Consider the following 16869-nt stretch of genomic DNA (forward strand, 5'->3'; position numbering starts at 1 on the left):
GTCCGGACTCCCGATGCTGAGGGTGCCGCAGGATGAGCGGCTGCGGAGCGGAACGTGCAGATCGTCTAGCTCTGTTGGACGATCGCGGCGAGGCGTCGGGCGACGCCGCTGGCGCGAGCGGTGCGGCGTTCGACGGCACGTCGGATGACCTCGGGGGTGGCGACGATCGTCAGGCTGATGCGTGCGCGGGTGATCGCGGTGTACAGCAGCTCGCGAGTGAGGACGAGCGAGTCCTCCTCGGGCAGCAGGAGGGTGACGTGGTCGAACTCGCTGCCCTGGCTGCGGTGGACGGTGCTGGCGTAGGCACTCTGCACCGACGAGAGTCGCGTCGAGGAGACCGTCGTCGTGGAGTCCAGGTGCACGACGAGCCGGTGGCCGTCGTCGAGGGTGACGCCGACGTCGCCATTGTTGACCCGGAGCGAGGCGTCGTTGCGGGTGACGAGGACGGGGCGGCCGACGAACCAGGGACGGGCTGGGTCAGGGAAGGTGCGCACCTCCCGCTCCAGCCGCTCGTTCCAGTGGCTCACGCCGTACGGGCCGTCGCGGTGCGCGCACAGCAGCCGGTGCTCTCCGAGCGCCGCGAGGGCCCCGGGCACGTCACCCTCGACCGCAGCGCGCGCCACGGCACGGGCTTGCTGCGCTGGGCGTCCGGACACGACGTCCTCGACCTCGTCGGGGTGGCGCAAGGTCACCCCGTCGATCCCGTCGGCCAGGAGGTCGAGCACGCGGTCCGCGTCGCCGTCGACCACCGCCGAGGCGAGGGCTCCGATGCCACCGTCGAAGCGGTGGGACTGCTGCAGGTGGGTGACCACGGGGCTGTCGTCGCCCCCGAGACCTTCCACCACGTCGCGCAGCACCGCGCCGGCCTCGACGGAGGCGAGCTGCTCGGCGTCACCGACGAGCACCAGGCGACACCCGGACGGCACGGCCTGCACCAGCCGCTCCATGAGGAGCAGCGAGACCATCGACGTCTCGTCGACGACCACCACGTCGTACGGCAGCTTCTGCCCGGCGTGGTGACGGAAGGCCGTCCGGTGGTCGGGCCGCGACCCCAGCAGCCGGTGCACCGTGCCGGCGGGCAGCGTGCGCAGCCAGTCGCGCTCCGCCGGCGTGAACACCGGATCGGTCGACGCGGCGGCGACGGCCTCACGCATCCGGGCCGCGGCCTTGCCGGTCGGTGCTGCCAGTCCGACGGCCAGGGGTCGACCATGCCCGGTCGCGGCGTGCTGGCGCGCGAGCGCCGCCAGGAGTCGCGCGATGGTGGTGGTCTTGCCCGAACCCGGGCCACCCGTGAGCACCGTCGTCCACGCGTGCGCGGCGCGGGCCGCAGCCGCGCGCTGCTCGGCGAACCCGGGGTCGTCGAACAGACGTCGGAGGTCGGCGTCGAGGGCCGCCCTGTCGACGGGAGGGGGTCGCAGGGCGAGCCGCTCCCCCAGTCGCCGGCACAACGACACCTCCAGAGCGTGGTAACGCACCAGGTGCAGCAGCGGACGCTCGGCGACGAGCACACGGTCGCGTCCGGACGCCAGCGGGCTGGCGTCGACGCGCGCCCACCACCCATCGAGGTCGTCGACGAACGACGGCCACTCGACGTCGGGCGCCTCCAGGCGTAGGTCGTCGAGCACGCTGCCGAGGTCGACGCACGACGATCCGAGCCGGACCCCGCGAACGGCCAGGGCGAGGGCGAGCAGCACCGCCTCGTCGTCCTCGCCGGCGAGCCCCGCGACGGTGCGGGTGACGTGCACGTCGGCGGCTGCCAGGACACCGGTGTGGTTGAGCACGGCCAGGATCGGGTCGCTCTCGACATCGAGACCCTGGACGACCTGACGGTCGAACGGATCCTCCGGCGCTGCCTCGACCGCGCGGGACGCCGACGTGTCGCTCATCGCGGGCCTCCGTCGGTCGGGCTGCCGTCGAGCAGCGCACTGAGGTCGAGCACCAGCGCCGACGGGGGCCGCCACGCGAACACGCCGAACGGGCTGCCGTCGGCACCGCGTGGGCCGTCGGGGCCGGTCATGCCCCGCACGAACAGGTACAGCACTCCGGCCAGGTGCACGTCGGGGTCGTAGCCACGCAGCCGCCACCGCAGGAACCGATGCTGCGCCACGGCGTACAGCAGGGCCTGCAGCGGGTAGGTCGTGTGCAGCATGGCGTCGGCCAGGCGCTCGGGTGCGTACGCCTCCAGGCCGCCGCCGGCCTCGACGAGCGCACCGCTCTCGAGGCGGTTGGTCTTGTGGTCGACGACGAGCGTCCGGTCGCCGTCGAGCCTCAGGAGCAGGTCGATCGAGCCGGTGAGGTAGCCCCGCAGGGTGCGCCCGCGCAGGCTGGCGTCGCGCAGCTCCGCTGCGAAGGGTCGCAGCGCGTCGCCCGACGACAGGTGCGCCTCCATGAGGTCGGCGACGTCGGCGAGCGTCCCCGTGCGACCGGCGGCCCGGACCGTGTCGCCGCCAGCCAGCGGCAGCTCGAAGTCCATCTCGCGGAACGGGCGCCGGCCGAGCGCCTCGGCCAGCGTGAGGTGGTCGGCGAGCGGCCCGAGCGGCGTGCTGAGGGCCCCGACGAGCGCCGGTGCGAGCACGTCGACGTCTACGGCGAGCGGACGCGACGCCAGCTCCTCCTCCACTCGTCGGCGGACCTCCGCGTCGAGGTCGTCGGCGTCGATGTCGATGTGCTCGAGCACACCGTGCACGAGCGTGCCGAGCGCCGCCCCGCCGGCGAGCTCGGCCCACGGCGACGGACCGAGGACCGGGCTGGCGTCGACGTCGGCGACCACCTCGACCTCGTCGTCCGCGGCGGTCGGCTCCGGTTCGCTCGAGACGCTGGGTCCTTCGTCGCGCCGCACGAGCGAGGTGTACGAGGTGCGGGTCCAGACGGTGTCGACGTCGCGACGCAGGTGACGGACCTCGAGTCGTTCCGCCTCCCCGGGCGCGGGGGTCAGCTCGTCGTCGCCCGTGACCATCTGCTCGACGACGGGACCGCCACGCTCCTGCCAGGCACGCAGACGCGCCACGGCGTCGTGGTCCGACGGCACGGCCTGCACGTCCGGCACCTCGGGCTGCGACGGGTCGGGCCGGAACAACAGGCGGTGCAGAGCACCGTGCCGCGCGTTGAAGGTGGGCGACCAGTGCACGACCAGCCGCGACTGGGCGCGGGTGAGCGCGACGTACAGCAGCCGCAACGACTCCCCCGCGCGCTCGACGTCGGAGCGACGGGCGTGCGCGGACCACGAGGGTCCTGCCCCGCCGACGTCGAGACAGCGCCGGCCGTCGTCGTCGTGGAGTCGGACGATGCTGGGCTCCGGGACCCATCGGTCGAACAGGAACGGGACGTAGACGACGGGGTACTGCAGACCCTTGCTGACGAACGTGGTGACGATCTGCACGGCGTCGGCGTCGGTGTCGAGACGGTGGGTGCGGTCGGCTGCCGGAGAGGTCTCGCTGCGCCGGTCGAGCAGCCAGCGTCGCAGCCCGGACAGGCCGAGTCCGTGCTCGCGCGCGGCGATCGCGAGCACCTGGCCGACGTGCTCGAGGTCCGTGAGTCGACGACGACCGCCCTGGTGGCGCAGCAGCCGCTCGACCACGGAGGCGTCGGCGGTGAGGGCCTCGACCATCCCGGCGGTACCGCGCTCGCGCTGCAGGTCGGTGAGGTCGCGCAGCCGTGAGGAGACGCGGTCGGTGAGGGCGTCGCCGTCGTCGGCGGCCAGGTCGGCGGCCGTGCAGCCGAGGAACGGTCCGAGCGCGGCAGCGCGGGTGTAGCCGCTGCGGTGCGGCGACTCCATGGCGGTCAGCAGCGTGACCCAGTCCTGACCCGCCTGGCTCTGCAGCACGTCCGAGCCACCGGTGCGCACGGCGGGCACGCCGCGCCGCTCCAGCTCGGCGTGCAGCAGCTCGGCGTCACCGTGCCGCTCGACGAGCACCGCGATGTCGCCGGCCGTCAGCGGCACCGGTCCGGCGCCGTGGTCGTAGGTGGCACCGCTGCCCAGGAGCGCGGCGACGTCGGCTGCGACGTCGCGGGCGACCCGCGGCCTGACGTCGCCGATGCGCAGGGCGTCGCCGTCGGACCCGGCGTCGCTGCGCAGGTGGGCCCGGAGCCGGAAGGAGGCGTCGCCGCGCGGGTCGTGCAGCCGTGACCCGTCGAGCGCAGCGCTCGCCGGACGGACGACGATCGCAGGGTCGCCGAGCGCGGCACCCCGCAGCACGGCGTCGACGGCGCTCACCAGGGGTGCGTCGCTGCGATGGTTGACGGTGAGGGTGCGTCGCGTGTCGGCCTGCGCGGCGGCGCGCAGGTAGGTGTCGACGTCGCCGCCGCGGAAGCCGTAGATGGCCTGCTTCGGGTCGCCGACCAGCACCATGGTCGCGTGGCCGACGAAGGCGCGCTCCAGGATGCGCCACTGGACGGGGTCGGTGTCCTGAAACTCGTCGACGAGCACGACTCGCCAGCGGTCGCGCATGACCGTGCGGGCGGGCGAGTCGTCTGGCTCGAGCGCCTCGGCGAGACGCTGCAGCAGGTCGTCGTAGGAGAGGGTGCGGGCCGCCAAGCGGCGTCGCGCCGACTCGTCGCGGACGGCCGACGCGAATCGTCGACGCAGGTCGGGCGCGGACCCGGGGTCTGCGTCGGTGGGCAGCAGGTGTGCCGAGGGGTCCTCGACCGCTCGCCGACCGAGCACGGCCGCCTCCTCGTGGTCGAACGGAGGGGTCTGACCTCGACCGACCGCTCGCAGGTAGAGGTCGGAGACCACCTGGTCGACGATGTCGGTGTCGTCCTCCACCAGGACCGACCCGGGCTCGACGTCGCCGGTGGTGCCGAGGCTGCGCAGCACCGCTTGGCAGAAGCCGTGGGTCGTGGTGATGGTGGCCTCGTCGAACCGCGCGACGGCGGCACGCAGGCGCTGACGGCGAGCCGTGCGCTCGGTGTCGTCGACGTCGAGCAGGAGCCGCTGCAGGGGGTCGCGCTCGTCGCCGTGGCCGGCAGCGAGGACGGCGTCAGCCTGTACCAGCCGCTCCGCGCACACGATCCTTCAGCTCGGCACTGGCTGCCCGCCCGAAGGTGACGACGAGCAGCTCGTCGAGCGTGGCGACGCCCTCGGCCACGAGTCGGGTGACGAGTGCCGCGATCGCCCACGTCTTGCCGGTGCCGGCGCTGGCCTCGAGGAGCGTGGTGCCGGTGGGCAGCGGGTCGGCGATGTCGAACTCGGCGACCGGTCCGTCGGCGCTCATGCGTCGACCTCCATCCGGTCGAGGAGCGGGAACCAGAGCGTGGCCGCGTGCTGCTCGAAGCCGCGCTCGACCAGGTCGGCGATCGGCGCGTCGGGGCCGAGGACGAGGCGGTGGTACGGGTCGGCGACCTCGCCGGGCACGTCGCGGCTGCCGATCCACTCGCGCTCGGCCTTCGCGAGGGCGATCTCGGGGCGGGTCCGCCGCGCGAGGTCGGCGTAGGCCTGCGAAGTCTTCACCGGCAACGGCAGGAACGTGGTGCGGCCGAACGCATGGAGGTCGAGCAGGTCGGCGAGGACGGACCGTGCCTCGTCCTGCGACGGCCCGGCCAGGGTGACGACGCCCGGCGCCTTCCGATAGCCGCTCGGCACGCGGCCGACGAGGTGCGCAGGCCGCCCGTGGCCCGCCGCGGCGAGGGCGAGCACGTCGACCCAGGCTTCGAGGAGCTGACGTCCTTGGACGGTCGACGCGGTGACGCGCAGGGCATGGTGCGGGTGGACGCCGGCGACGGTGCCGATCACGCGGCGGCCGTCGCCGAGCTCGACGTCGACGTCGACGCTGCGGGCCGTGTCGGTGCGCAGGGGTGCGGCGAGGGCGAAGAGGGTGCTGACCTCCGGGCGCACCCGCGCGAGCTCGGCGTCGCCGAGCGGACCGGGAGGCAGGAGGCCGCGGCGGCGTTCGTCGGCCTCGGCGTCGTGACCGGGCACGCCGGCCAACACGGCGGCGAGCACGCGGTCCTTGACCTTCCACCGTTCGAGATGGTCGAGCCCGAGCGGGACGCTGTCGTCGATGGGCTCGTCCTCGTAGGGCAGACGCACGTCGAGTCGGCTCGTGACGAAGGAGCGCACGGGGTGGCGGACCAGGTCGCGCAGGGCGTCGAGGGTGGTGATCGGGTCGACGTCGCTGGGGAGCGCGGCTGGGAGGAACGGCGGCCCGGGGACCTGCGGTCGGACGGTGGCACGGGCACCGGCGTAGGCGGCGGCGTCGAAGCTGAAGGCGGAGCCGGGTACCAGGGCGCCGGGGATGAACGAGCGGGCGTCGAACGCCTGCAGCGGGTGCTGCACCAGCACGTGGCTGCGCACGTCGGCGGTCGGGACGGTGCGGGCGAGCTGGTCGAGCAGCTCCCCGACCGGGGTGGCCGGCGGGAGCGGTCGTCCCGTGTGCTCGCTGGCGCCGGTGTAGGTGATGACGAGGTGCTCGGTGGCGGACAGGACGGCGTCGAGGAACAGCTGGCGGTCCTCGCCTGCCGCGTCCCTCTCGCCGACGAGCGGCGTGCGTGCGAGGACGTCGTCGCCGAGCGGGGTGGGCGTGCGGGGGAAGGCGCCGGAGTCGAGACCGAGGAGGCAGACGACCCGGTGCGGCACGGAGCGCATCGGCACCATCGTGCAGACGGTGAGGGAGCCGGTGCGGAAGCTGGTGCGGGTCGGGCGCGGGGCGAACGCGTCGGTGAGGAACGCCGCGACCTCGACGACGGTGAGGGTGCCGCGGGCGGCGGGCGCGGTGTCGGCGCGGGTGAGGTCGGCGAGGACGCGGAGGACCTGCTCGCGCTGCCAGGCGTCGCGGGTGGGCACGTCGGTGAGCGTGTGGACGGCGGTGGTGAGCAGCTGGACCCAGTCGTCGACGGGTTGCGGGCGGGACGCGTCGAGCACCGCGGCGAGTCGTTCGACGGCCTCGGTGAACCGGCCGACGAGGTCGACGCCGGTGCTGCCGAGGTCGTCGAGCGGGAGCACCCCGCCGAGTCGGTTGCCGGTGGGGGTGTCGTCCTGGGCGTCGGGGCCGTCATGACCGTCGGTGACGACGCCGAGGGCGAGGCGCTGCAGTCCGGTGCGCCAGGTGTTCTGGGCGAGCCCGCCGAGCTGCCATGCCGCGCGTGCGTCGGCGTCGACGCCCCAGCGGATGGCGGTCTGCACGGTCCACTCGTCGACCTGCTCGAGGTCGTCGTCGGTGAGCGCGAAGCGTCGTCGGACGGGTGCGAGGCTGAGGAGGTCGCGGACCTCGGTGGCGGTGGTGCGACGTGCGGCCGCGATGGCGACGACCTTCTGCAGGACGTCGGCGACGGGGTTGATGGCGCTGGTCGCACGGTCGGCGAGGCGCACACGGAGTCGGTGGCCGGGGTGGTCGACGTCGGGCACGTCGTCGAGCCCGAACGCGGCCTCGACGAGCGGCGCGAAGGTCTCGACGTCGGGGCACATGACGAGCACGTCGCGCGGCTCGAGCGTGGGGTCGTCGGCGAGGAGGCCCACGACGACCTCGCGCAGCACGTCGACCTGACGGGCGGGACCGTGGCAGGCGTGCACCTGCACGGACCGATCGAGCGGGTCGAGGGTGCGGATGTCGTCGACCGGGCCGTCGCGGTCGGCGGCGAGGTCGTCCTGCAGCTGACCGAGCAGGGTCGGGGGGCGCTCCGGAGCGGGCAGATGGACCGTGGTCGCCTCGCCGGGCAACGCGAGGAGGCTGCGTTCGAGCTCGGTGACGTCTCGTGCGCACGCGGCGAGGAGGGTGTTGCCGGTGTCGGGGGCGTCGACGGTGTCGCGACGGGCCGGCTGTCGCGGGGCGTCGGTGGTGGTGGCGGCCACGTCGTCCCATCGGCTGCGTGAGGGGTGGGGCAGCCAGAGGTGCACGTCGCGGGTGTGGGCGAGCGCGCCGACGACGTCGAGCTCGGCGTGCGGCATGCGGGTGTGCCCGAAGAAGGAGAGTCGTTGGGGCAGGTCGGGGTCGAGGGTGCGCTGACGGAGGGCCGCGGCGGTGTCGGCGAGGCGGAGGTCGGGCGAGGGGTGGCCGTCGAGGAGGGTGTGGACGCGTCGCCAGATCTCGGCCTGCCAGCGGACCTCGTGGACGAGGGGCGAGCCGACTCCGTCGACGTCGTCGCCGGCCGTCCAGGCCCGCACCATCCAGGGTCGCTGGACGGCGTAGCCGTGCAGGAGGGCGGCGATGCGCTTGGCGGTCGGGTAGCGCCGACTGCGCCGCAGGGCCTCCTCCCCCGGCTCGAGGCCGTGCCCGACGTGCCGGGCGACGATCGCGAGCCAGGGCTCGTCGAGGTGCTGCTCGATGACGTCGAGCACGACCCAGGCGAGACGCCGCGGCGCCCAGGGGTCGTCGCGCTCCTTCTCGGTGAGCTCGGTGAGCAGGTGGAGGGGCCGCACGAAGGAGACGCCGGCGCAGATGCCGTCGTCGTGTCCGGGCGCGGTGCCGAGCCGGTGGCTGAGCGTCTGCGCGAGCCACCGCTCCACCCCGGCTGCCGCGACCACGACGAGGTCGCGCTCGAAGGGGTCCTCGGGCGGCTCGGCCAGCAGCCCCGCGAGCCCCTCCGCGAGCACGTCGGCCCGCTCCGCCCGATGGATCGTCAACGCCACATGACGAACCTAGCCGTAGGGGCGGACACGAGTCGCGACCCCGTCCACAGCACCCTGCCGCTCCACCCGATCGGTCGGCGCGAGGGCGGACGGCCCCGCGGCGCTCGTAGGGGTGGGCAAAGCAAGGATCGGACCGGCGGGAGGTAGGCAAGGCGCGCATCGGGTCGGCGGGAGGTAGGTGAGGCGCGCATCGGGTCGGCGGGAGGTAGGTGAGGCGCGCATCGGGTCGGCGGGAGGTAGGTGAGGCGCGTCAAGGACGGCTCTTTTCGCGTGCTGCCTACCTCTCACCTGGGTTGTGCTCGCCAGTTCAGCTCGGAGTCGTCGAGAGCGATCGCTCACGTATGCGCTTTCGGACGGACATCCGAGCGTTGTGGATCGAGACTTCACCGGGCGACGGGTTTTCGCTACTTTCTGACACGTCAGATCGGGGGATCCAGGATGCGGAAGCTAGCGACGGTGATCGCCATAACGGCGCTTGTCCTTGCGGGATGCAAGGACGGGACGGAAATCATCGAGCCCCCGCAACGCTCGAGTACCGAAACGTCGCACAAGAGTACGGCACCTCCATCGGCTCCGACCTTCTCGCCTCAGTCAAAGCAAAAGAGCCCGGAAGGCGCGGTTGCGTTCACTCAGGGGTGGGTCGCCGCGCTGAACCATGCGACGCAAACGGGCGACGTAAAGTTGCTCAGGTCCACCTCCAGCACAGACTGCGGGGGATGTCAGGCATACATCCGGCGAGTATCCGACGTCTATCGCGACGGAGGCCGATACTACGGCGGCCGGTGGCGCATCTCTGAGATTGAAGTGGAGTTCAAAGCGGCGCAAGCATTTGTGTACTTCAAGGCGGCGTGGTCCGGCTCGAAAGTGCGCAAGTCGCGAGCGAGTGAGGCCGAGGACATTCGAGCCGGAAGCGACGATCTTGTTCTTGAAGTGCGGTTCAACGACGGGAAGTGGACCGCACAGTCATTCGCGAGGTTGAAGACGTGACAATCCCTGTTGTTTTGATCGCCGCCCTAGCCAATCCAGGCAGCTTGGTTTCAGATACCTCCGTCGAGCCAAATGGGTCCTTTGCACCCTCGGTGGTCATCGAGCAGAGCGAGAGGACTCGGCCCTCTGAAAGGCGATCGATTCAAGTTCCGAGGCGGGAAACGTCCAAGCTGGCTGCTCCCGTGATCTCGGGTCCACGGGAGTCGAGTGGCTGGGTGGTGGCTAACTGCGTCATCACGCCGACCACGGTGGACTGCCCCGAGACAGCACCGGCCCCGCCCCGTCCTCAGCTCACACGCGGCGAGGTGCGGCGGGCGGTCAGCGAGATCCCCATGCCGGCGCTGCGGGTCACCGTCCAGCCGGGCGGGCGGACTCTCGTGAACGTGCCGACGATCCTGCACACCGACCCGCGGCCGGTGCGCGAGAGCATCACCCTGCTCGGGCACGACATCGACGTCGAGGCGACGCCCACCGGCTACACCTGGCACCACGGGGACGGGACGAGCCGGACCACCACGCGACCCGGTCGGCCCTACCCGGCGAAGGACGTCACGCACACCTACCAGCGCACCGCCGAGCGGGTCAGCATCCGCGTCGACACCACCTACACCGTCCGGTACCGAGTCGACGGCGGAGCGTGGACACCGCTCGGCCAGCCACTCACGGCCACCGGTGCAGCGACCCCGCTCCAGGTCACCGAGGCAGCCCCGGTCCTCGTCTCACCACGACGCTGACCGAGAGACGACGAGGCCCCGGGACCCACCAGGGGTGTCCCAGGACCTCGCCGGTCCGGCTCAGCGCAGGGCCGACACCGCAGCCACCACGTCGACCAGACCGTGACCCTTGTCGAAGGACGAGCCGTCGACGTAGGCGCTGCCGTCGGTGTACTTGTACGCCGTCGACGTCAACGCCGCCTCCACCTCGGCCGGCGTCGCCGTCGGGTCAGCCTGGAACAGCTGCGCGACGATGCCCGCCACGTGCGGTGCGGCCATCGACGTGCCGCTGATCGTGTTGAACGTGCCCACGTCCAGCGGACCGGGCCCGTCCTTCGGGTCCAGACCCGTCGCGCAGATCACCAGGTACGGACGGCACGAGGACGTGATGTCCTCCCCCGGCGCCGACACGTCCGGCCACGTGGACCGGTCCGCCGCCGCACCGCGGCTGGAGAACGACGAGACCCGGCCGTCGCGCGTGCCGGTGTCGAGGTCGTAGTACGACGCGACGGAGATGATGCCGCCCGTCGGGTCCTGACCGGGCGGGTTCGTCAGGCTCTCGCTGCCGTCACCACCGTCGTTGCCGGCCGCCCACACCGTCACGACACCCTCCGCAGCCAGCGCACGCTGAAGCTTCACGGTCGCCGACTCCGGGTCGAAAGCTCCACCACCCGACGGCCCGTAGGAGTTGTTCGTGACCTTGATCGGCGGGCACTCGGCCGCCGACACCCCGTCGCCGCACGGCTTCGCGTGGTTCTCCAGGACCCAGTTCAGCGACGCGTCCGCGCCGAGGATGAGGATCCCCGCGCCCGTCGACAGCGACACCAGGCTCGCGCCCGGCGCCGCGCCCTGCAGCTTCTCCCCGCTCGTCAACGTCGTGGGCCGACCGACCGCGATGCCCGCGACGTGCGTCCCGTGGCCGCCGAGCGACGTCGTGTCCGTGTCGAGCGCGTTGGGCACCCGCAGGACCTGGCAGCCGGTCTCGTCGAGCGGCGAGCACACCGACTTCAGGTTCGCGACCGTCGCGCCCTTCAGGTACGGGTGCGTCGGATCGACGCCGGAGTCGATCACGGCGACGCTGACGCCGCGACCCGTCAGGGCCGTGCCGTCCGCTCCCGTGAGCGTCGCGGCGGCCTCGGCACCACGCGTGGCGATGTTCGAGGTCTCCTGGTGGTACTCGATGGGCTGGTCGCCCTCGAGATAGGTGACGCCCTCGGCCGATCGGGCAGCCCCGATCTCGCTGCGCGTCCCGCTGGCGATCACCACGCCGATCTTGTCGAAGCTGCCGGCGCGCTCCAGACCGGAGTCGCGCACCGCCCGCTCGGCGTCGGCCAAGGTACGGCCGTGGACCAGCACGGTCGTCGCGGCGCCGCCCTTCAAGGTCGACAGCTGGTCGGCCAGGAACGGCTGCAGACGCGCCTGGTCGTCGGCGCCGGCCTGTGCCGGGACGGTGAGAGCAGCCAACGCCAAAGCGGCTGCTCCGATGGATGTGGACATGATGCGTCGACGCATGTCTATCGTTCCCCCGAACGTGCGCTCCGTCGGAACCGGAGCGCGTGTAGCACTGCCAACGACGTGCACGCGGCGTGGTTACTGCTCTCCTAGGAACTGTTGTCGACTTGGCGGTCACACCACCGCGCCCACCGGCACACCGAAGGGGACGAACGGCGTCCACGCGGCCTGGATGGCGGTGCGCTCCGACGCGGTGACGACGTCGTCGAGCGCAGCCACCAGCAGGCACGACTCGATGGCGTCGTGGACCAGCCGCGCAAGGTGCTGCTCGACGCAGCACCCGTACGGCAGGTCCGGTCGTCGACGCGCCACCGCCACGGCCGTCCGGTACCCGCGACGTTGGCTGATCGCGCGCACGACCCGTCCGGTCAGCCGCTCGACCGGCTCGAGCACCTGCACCCGACCGACCGTGCGCGAGCGTTCGCGCAGCTGGGTTCGCAGCTCGGGGTCGCGCTGCGCGACCACGTCGTCGACCAGGCTCGACACGATCGCACCGGCGGGCGCCGACGCCAGGGCCTGCGCGACCGCGTGCACCCAGGGGGCCAGCGGACCGAGCGCGTCATCCCTCGCGGGGAACGCGCTGGGGTCGGGATCTTCGAAGCCGTGCACCCGCGGTGTCCGGGCCACGAGATCTCCCACGCGACGTCGCCAGCCGCCGACCTCCTCGGGCGGCACGCCCGGGTCGGCGCCGACCGGGCACCGCACGAGCGCCCACGGCAGCGGGACGACGGCGTCCGACGACGCTCGCAGTGCCTCCACCCAGCCGGCGGGCACGGGCGCACCGACCTCGAGGTACGCGGTTCTGAGGCCGGCGTCGAGCTGCACGTCGACGTCGTCGCCGAGGCTGAGCGCATCGGCGGCCATCGCTGCCGCGACGTCGCCGAGCACACGCGCCATCGCGCGATGCCCCAGGACGTAGTCGGCGCCGGGATCGCAGCCCAGACTGGGTCGAGACGACACATGCAGGTCGTGCAGGCCGTAGCGCGCCAGCCCGACGGTGTAGCCGAACGACGGCACGCCGGGCGGGTCGCTGATCGTCTGGATGCGCCACGCGGGCTGGTTGTGCTGGTCGTCGAAGATGGTCATGCGTCCTCCCCTGGATCGATGTTTCGACACTATGTTCGACGTCGGACAAGGGGTCTCGGCCCGGCTGCGTCGCGCGGGATCGTCGAGTTGGCCCGAGACTGGAGACATGTCCCCCGAGCCGAAGGTCTGCGCGTCGTGCGGACGTCGGATCGAGTGGCGCAAGAAGTGGGAGCGCGACTGGGAGCAGGTGCGTTACTGCTCGCAGGCCTGCCGCAAGCGCGGCGTGACGCGCACCGACCAGGAGCTGGAGGCGGCCATCGTGGACCTCCTCGACGGCCGGGCCGGCGGCGCCACGATCTGTCCCTCGGAGGCGGCCAGGCGCGTCGACCCCGACGGCTGGCGCGACCTGATGGAGCCCGCGAGACGGGCAGCACGACGGCTCGTGGCCGACGGAACCGTGGAGATCACCCAGAGCGGCCGGGTCGTCGACCCGTCGACGGCGAAGGGACCCATCCGCGTCCGGCGCGCGCTCTGACCAGTCCACCGAGACGACCCCGTGGACCGGTCGTCTAACGTTGTGAGACGTGGCCAAGCTCCTCCCCCAGTTCGCCCGGTGGACCCCCGCAGCACTCGACATCCTCCGCGAGACCGCGAGCCGCTACGGCGCCGTGATCACCGTCAGCGACCTGGCCGACCAGGTCCTCGTCCGCACGCGCGTGGAGAGCCCGACGTCGCGCCGCACCTGGCTGGGCGACTTCATGGAGATCACCGCCCTGGCCGCGGCACGCGCCGGCGATCCGCCACTCACGTCGCTCGCGGTCCAGCGCGACGGCACGGTCGGCGACGTCTACGCGCGGGCTGTCCTGGCGACGACCGGAGACGTCGTGCGCGACGTCGAGACGCGCGCGGCCGAGGACCGCCTGCTCTGCTACCGCGCTCTCGCGACGGACCTGCCCGCCGACGGTGGCACGCCGCGGCCCGCCAAGGTGCGCCGCGCGAGCTCGAGCACGACGTCGACCCGCCCCAGCAGGGCGCGGGCCGCCGTCGAGACGAAGCCGGTGAAGGTCTGCCCGACCTGCTTCACGGCGCTCCCTGCCACGGGTCTCTGCGACTACTGCGACTGACCTCCTCAGCGACCCAGCACCAGGTGCGACCGCTCCCCGAGGTCGATCACCCGCGTGCGCACCCGGTACACGTCGGCGACGGACTGGGCCTCGAGCACGTCCCGCGTCGGTCCGTCGGCGACGACCGACCCTCCGTCCAGCATGACGACCCGGTCGCAGTAGGCAGCAGCGAGATTCAGGTCGTGGAGGACGACGACCGTCGTCGCGCCGCGGGAGACGAGGGTCTCCATCACGTGGTGCTGGTAGCGGACGTCGAGGTGGTTGGTGGGCTCGTCCAGCAGGATCACCGACGTCTGCTGGGCGAGCGCGCGGGCGATGAGGACCCGCTGGCGCTCGCCCCCCGACATCCGGTCGAGCGTCCGACGTGCCAGGTGGGCGAGGTCGAGGTCGGCGAGGAGGTCGTCGACGACCGCACGGTCGTCACCGTCGAATCCCTCCCAGTCGCGGTGCCGGCTCGAGCGGCCGAGGAGCAGCACCTCGCGGGCGGTGAACGGCATCTCGCTGTGCTCGTCCTGACCGACGTACGCCAGGACCCGCGCCCGGGTCCGTGCGTCGACCGACGTGAGCGGTCGACCGTCGAGCAGCACCTCGCCCGACGTCGGTGCGGCGATGCCTCCGAGCGCCCGCAACAGGCTGGTCTTCCCGCTGCCGTTGGGTCCGACGAGACCGACCACCTCACCGTCGTGCACGCGCAGGTCGACATCGGCCAGGGCCGTCACATCTGCGTGACGAACCCCGACCGACGTCGCGCGCAGACGCTCAGCGGCCATCGGCGAGCGCGTCGACGACGGCCCGCAGGCCCTTCACCGACTGCTGCGACGCCTCGGAGGAGGTGCCGGGGACGAGGATGAGGCGCCCCTCCTTCACGGCCGTGAGGTCATTCGCGCCGGGCTCGGCGAGCAGCTGCTTGCGTGCGTCGGCCTCGGACTCCCCGTACAGGCCGTAGCTCAGCACGAGCCACGTCGGGTCGTCCTCGAGCAGCGACTCCATCGAGACCTTCACGTACGACTCCTGCTGCGTGCCGAACACGTTCTCGAGGTCGGCCGCGTCCAGCACCGCGTTGGCCATCGACGTCGCGCCGTACGCCGAGAGCGACTCGCTGGAGGAGAAGTAGTAGAGCCATGCAGCCGAGGCGCCGTCGCCGGTCGACTCCGCCGAGAGCTTCTTCACCGTCGCGTCGAGCGCGTCGGCGTTCTCGTCCGCGACGTCAGAGGTGCCGAACACCCGGCCGAGGCGACGCACGTCGTCACTGACCGTGCTGAAGTCGATGCCGGCGGCCTTGCCGGTGCTGGCGTCGTGGCCGCACTCCCCTGCGACGGTCAGCATCGGGATCCCGGCCTGCTCCAGGGCCTCCGGCTTGGCACTGAACAGCCCGTAGCCGTAGACGACGTCCGGCGCCGCACCGATGATGCTCTCGGCGGTGGGGTCGGACGGATCGACCACCTCGGCGTCCGACGGCGGCGTGTCGAGGTCGTCCGGGAGCGGGGCACCGAACTCGCCCGCCCTCGCCGTGATCTGCCCGCTGGCACCTGCGGCGTCGAGCAGGGAGATCGCGGCCGTGCCGATGGTCATGACGCTCTCGGGCTTCTGCTCGAAGGTCTTCTCCCCCGCGCAGTCGTCGACGGTCACCGGATAACCGGTGTCGGTCGCCGCGTCGGCGGCCGAGGTGTCGGTGGAGGTGCCGCAGGCGCTGAGCAGCAGAGCGGCACCGAGACCGAGCGTGGCGGCCGTGCGTCGTCGACGGAAGGACAGGGTGGTGGTCATCGTTCTCCTTGGGGGTGTGCTCGCGGGATCACGAGCCGGTTTCGGTCCGTGCCAGCTGGCGCCGGACCAGCACCATCAGCAGGGGGGTGCCGATCAGTGCGGTGAGGATGCCCAGCGGGATCTCCCGAGGGGCGAGGGCGGTGCGGGCGAGGGCGTCGGCCCACACCAGCACCGACGCGCCGAGCAGTGCGCTGGTGGCGACCACGAGACGGTGGGTGGCACCCACGAGCCGACGCGCGAGGTGAGGCACGACGAGCCCGACGAAGCCGATGCTGCCGCTCACCGCGACGGCTGATGCCACTCCGAGCGAGGCCATGACGGCCACCTGGGTGCGGAGGCGGACCGGGTCGGTCCCGAGGCTGCGGGCCACGTCGTCGCCGAGTGAGACGGCGTCGAGTCGGCGCGACCAGAGCAGCAGCACGGCGACGGTGACGAGGCTCGTCGCCACCAGCACGGGCACGGTGGACCAGGACGACTGACCGAGGGAGCCGAGCATCCAGAAGGTCACGGCCCGGACGGCGTCACGGCTGTCGGCGAAGACCACGACGAGGTTCGTGACGGCGCCCAGGAAGTAGGAGACCGTGACACCGGCGAGGACGAGCCTCGTGCTCGCCATGCGTCCGCCGGTACGGACGAGGGTCAGGACCAGCACGAGCGCGAGCAGTGCTCCGACGAAGGCTCCGGCGGCGAGCGTCACGGCCCCGACCAACGACCCGAGGCCGAGGGTGATGACGAGGGCCGCGCCCAGCGACGCGCCGGAGGAGACCCCGAGGAGGTAGGGGTCGGCCAGGACGTTGCGGACGACCGCCTGCAGGGCCGCGCCGCAGGCGGCCAGGACAGCCCCGACCATGGCCCCGGTGACGATGCGGGGCACGCGGAGCTGCCAGACGACCGTGTCGGCGGCCCTCGTGACGTCGCTCGGCAGCGCGGCGCCCGTCAGGCGCGACCAGAGCACGTGCGCGACGTCGGACGTGGGCACGGGGAAGGCCCCGAGGCCGAGCGAGACGACGCAGGAGGTCAGGAGCAGGACCGTCAGCCCCAGCACGGTGACCGTGGACCGTCCCGCCCAGGGCTCTCGTCCTGGCACGACGACGGGCGGCGCAGTACGGGGCAGGGCGTCGTTGACGGCCGGACGCCCAGGGGTTAGGGTCACGACCCGAATGATAATCATTCTCATTTA

General features: G+C 72.5%; 13 protein-coding genes. 4 read left to right on the forward strand and 9 right to left on the reverse strand.

Annotated features, from left to right (window positions below; genetic code table 11):
* Positions 1-65: 65 nt before the first annotated feature.
* The 4 genes from recD to recC are packed head-to-tail and all read right to left on the reverse strand — an operon-like array spanning position 66 to position 8563.
* Entirely contained in the window at positions 66-1886 is a 1821-nt protein-coding gene (gene recD / locus QE370_RS14535) for an exodeoxyribonuclease V subunit alpha (protein ID WP_309634770.1), read from the reverse strand.
* Entirely contained in the window at positions 1883-5008 is a 3126-nt protein-coding gene (locus QE370_RS14540) for a UvrD-helicase domain-containing protein (protein WP_309634771.1), read from the reverse strand. The genes recD and QE370_RS14540 overlap by 4 nt, the downstream gene beginning before the upstream one ends.
* On the reverse strand, positions 4980-5213 hold the full coding sequence (locus tag QE370_RS14545; RefSeq protein ID WP_309634772.1) for a UvrD-helicase domain-containing protein: 234 nt from the start codon (positions 5211-5213) through the stop codon (positions 4980-4982). Before QE370_RS14545 ends, QE370_RS14540 begins: the two co-directional genes overlap by 29 nt.
* A complete protein-coding gene (gene recC, locus QE370_RS14550; protein ID WP_309634773.1) occupies positions 5210-8563 on the reverse strand; it encodes an exodeoxyribonuclease V subunit gamma in 3354 nt (1117 codons plus the stop codon). Before recC ends, QE370_RS14545 begins: the two co-directional genes overlap by 4 nt.
* 456 nt (positions 8564-9019) lie before the next feature.
* On the opposite strand from recC, the gene QE370_RS14555 reads away from it, so the two are divergent.
* Both QE370_RS14555 and QE370_RS14560 read left to right on the forward strand, forming a co-directional pair.
* On the forward strand, positions 9020-9550 hold the full coding sequence (locus tag QE370_RS14555) for a DUF6318 family protein (RefSeq protein WP_309634774.1): 531 nt from the start codon (positions 9020-9022) through the stop codon (positions 9548-9550).
* A gap of 332 nt (positions 9551-9882) precedes the next feature.
* A complete protein-coding gene (locus QE370_RS14560; RefSeq protein WP_309634775.1) occupies positions 9883-10284 on the forward strand; it encodes a hypothetical protein in 402 nt (133 codons plus the stop codon).
* Between the two features lie 60 nt (positions 10285-10344).
* On the opposite strand, the gene QE370_RS14565 is transcribed toward QE370_RS14560, so the two are convergent.
* Together QE370_RS14565 and QE370_RS14570 are read right to left on the reverse strand one after the other, a co-directional pair.
* A complete protein-coding gene (locus QE370_RS14565) occupies positions 10345-11760 on the reverse strand; it encodes a S8 family serine peptidase (protein ID WP_309634776.1) in 1416 nt (471 codons plus the stop codon).
* A 129-nt stretch (positions 11761-11889) separates the two neighbouring features.
* A complete protein-coding gene (locus QE370_RS14570; RefSeq protein ID WP_309634777.1) occupies positions 11890-12861 on the reverse strand; it encodes a hypothetical protein in 972 nt (323 codons plus the stop codon).
* Between the two features lie 106 nt (positions 12862-12967).
* Between QE370_RS14570 and QE370_RS14575 the strand changes: the two genes are divergently transcribed.
* A complete protein-coding gene (locus tag QE370_RS14575) occupies positions 12968-13336 on the forward strand; it encodes a DUF2256 and DUF3253 domain-containing protein (protein WP_309634778.1) in 369 nt (122 codons plus the stop codon).
* A gap of 49 nt (positions 13337-13385) precedes the next feature.
* Positions 13386-13925, forward strand: coding sequence for a hypothetical protein (locus QE370_RS14580; RefSeq protein WP_309634779.1), 540 nt, complete (start codon positions 13386-13388; stop codon positions 13923-13925).
* A 5-nt stretch (positions 13926-13930) separates the two neighbouring features.
* On the opposite strand, the gene QE370_RS14585 is transcribed toward QE370_RS14580, so the two are convergent.
* From QE370_RS14585 to QE370_RS14595, 3 genes are read right to left on the reverse strand one after another with little or no spacing between them, the layout of a single operon-like run.
* Entirely contained in the window at positions 13931-14695 is a 765-nt protein-coding gene (locus tag QE370_RS14585; RefSeq protein ID WP_309634780.1) for an ABC transporter ATP-binding protein, read from the reverse strand.
* Positions 14685-15689 carry an ABC transporter substrate-binding protein gene (locus QE370_RS14590; protein ID WP_253021792.1) on the reverse strand — a complete coding sequence of 335 codons (1005 nt, stop codon included), beginning with the start codon at positions 15687-15689 and terminating at the stop codon, positions 14685-14687. Before QE370_RS14590 ends, QE370_RS14585 begins: the two co-directional genes overlap by 11 nt.
* A 28-nt stretch (positions 15690-15717) precedes the next feature.
* Complete coding sequence (locus QE370_RS14595) at positions 15718-16842, reverse strand: iron ABC transporter permease (protein ID WP_309634781.1); 1125 nt, start codon at positions 16840-16842, stop codon at positions 15718-15720.
* Positions 16843-16869 lie beyond the last annotated feature (27 nt).

It is taken from the genome of Aeromicrobium sp. SORGH_AS_0981, assembly GCF_031453195.1.
Lineage (GTDB): Bacteria > Actinomycetota > Actinomycetes > Propionibacteriales > Nocardioidaceae > Aeromicrobium.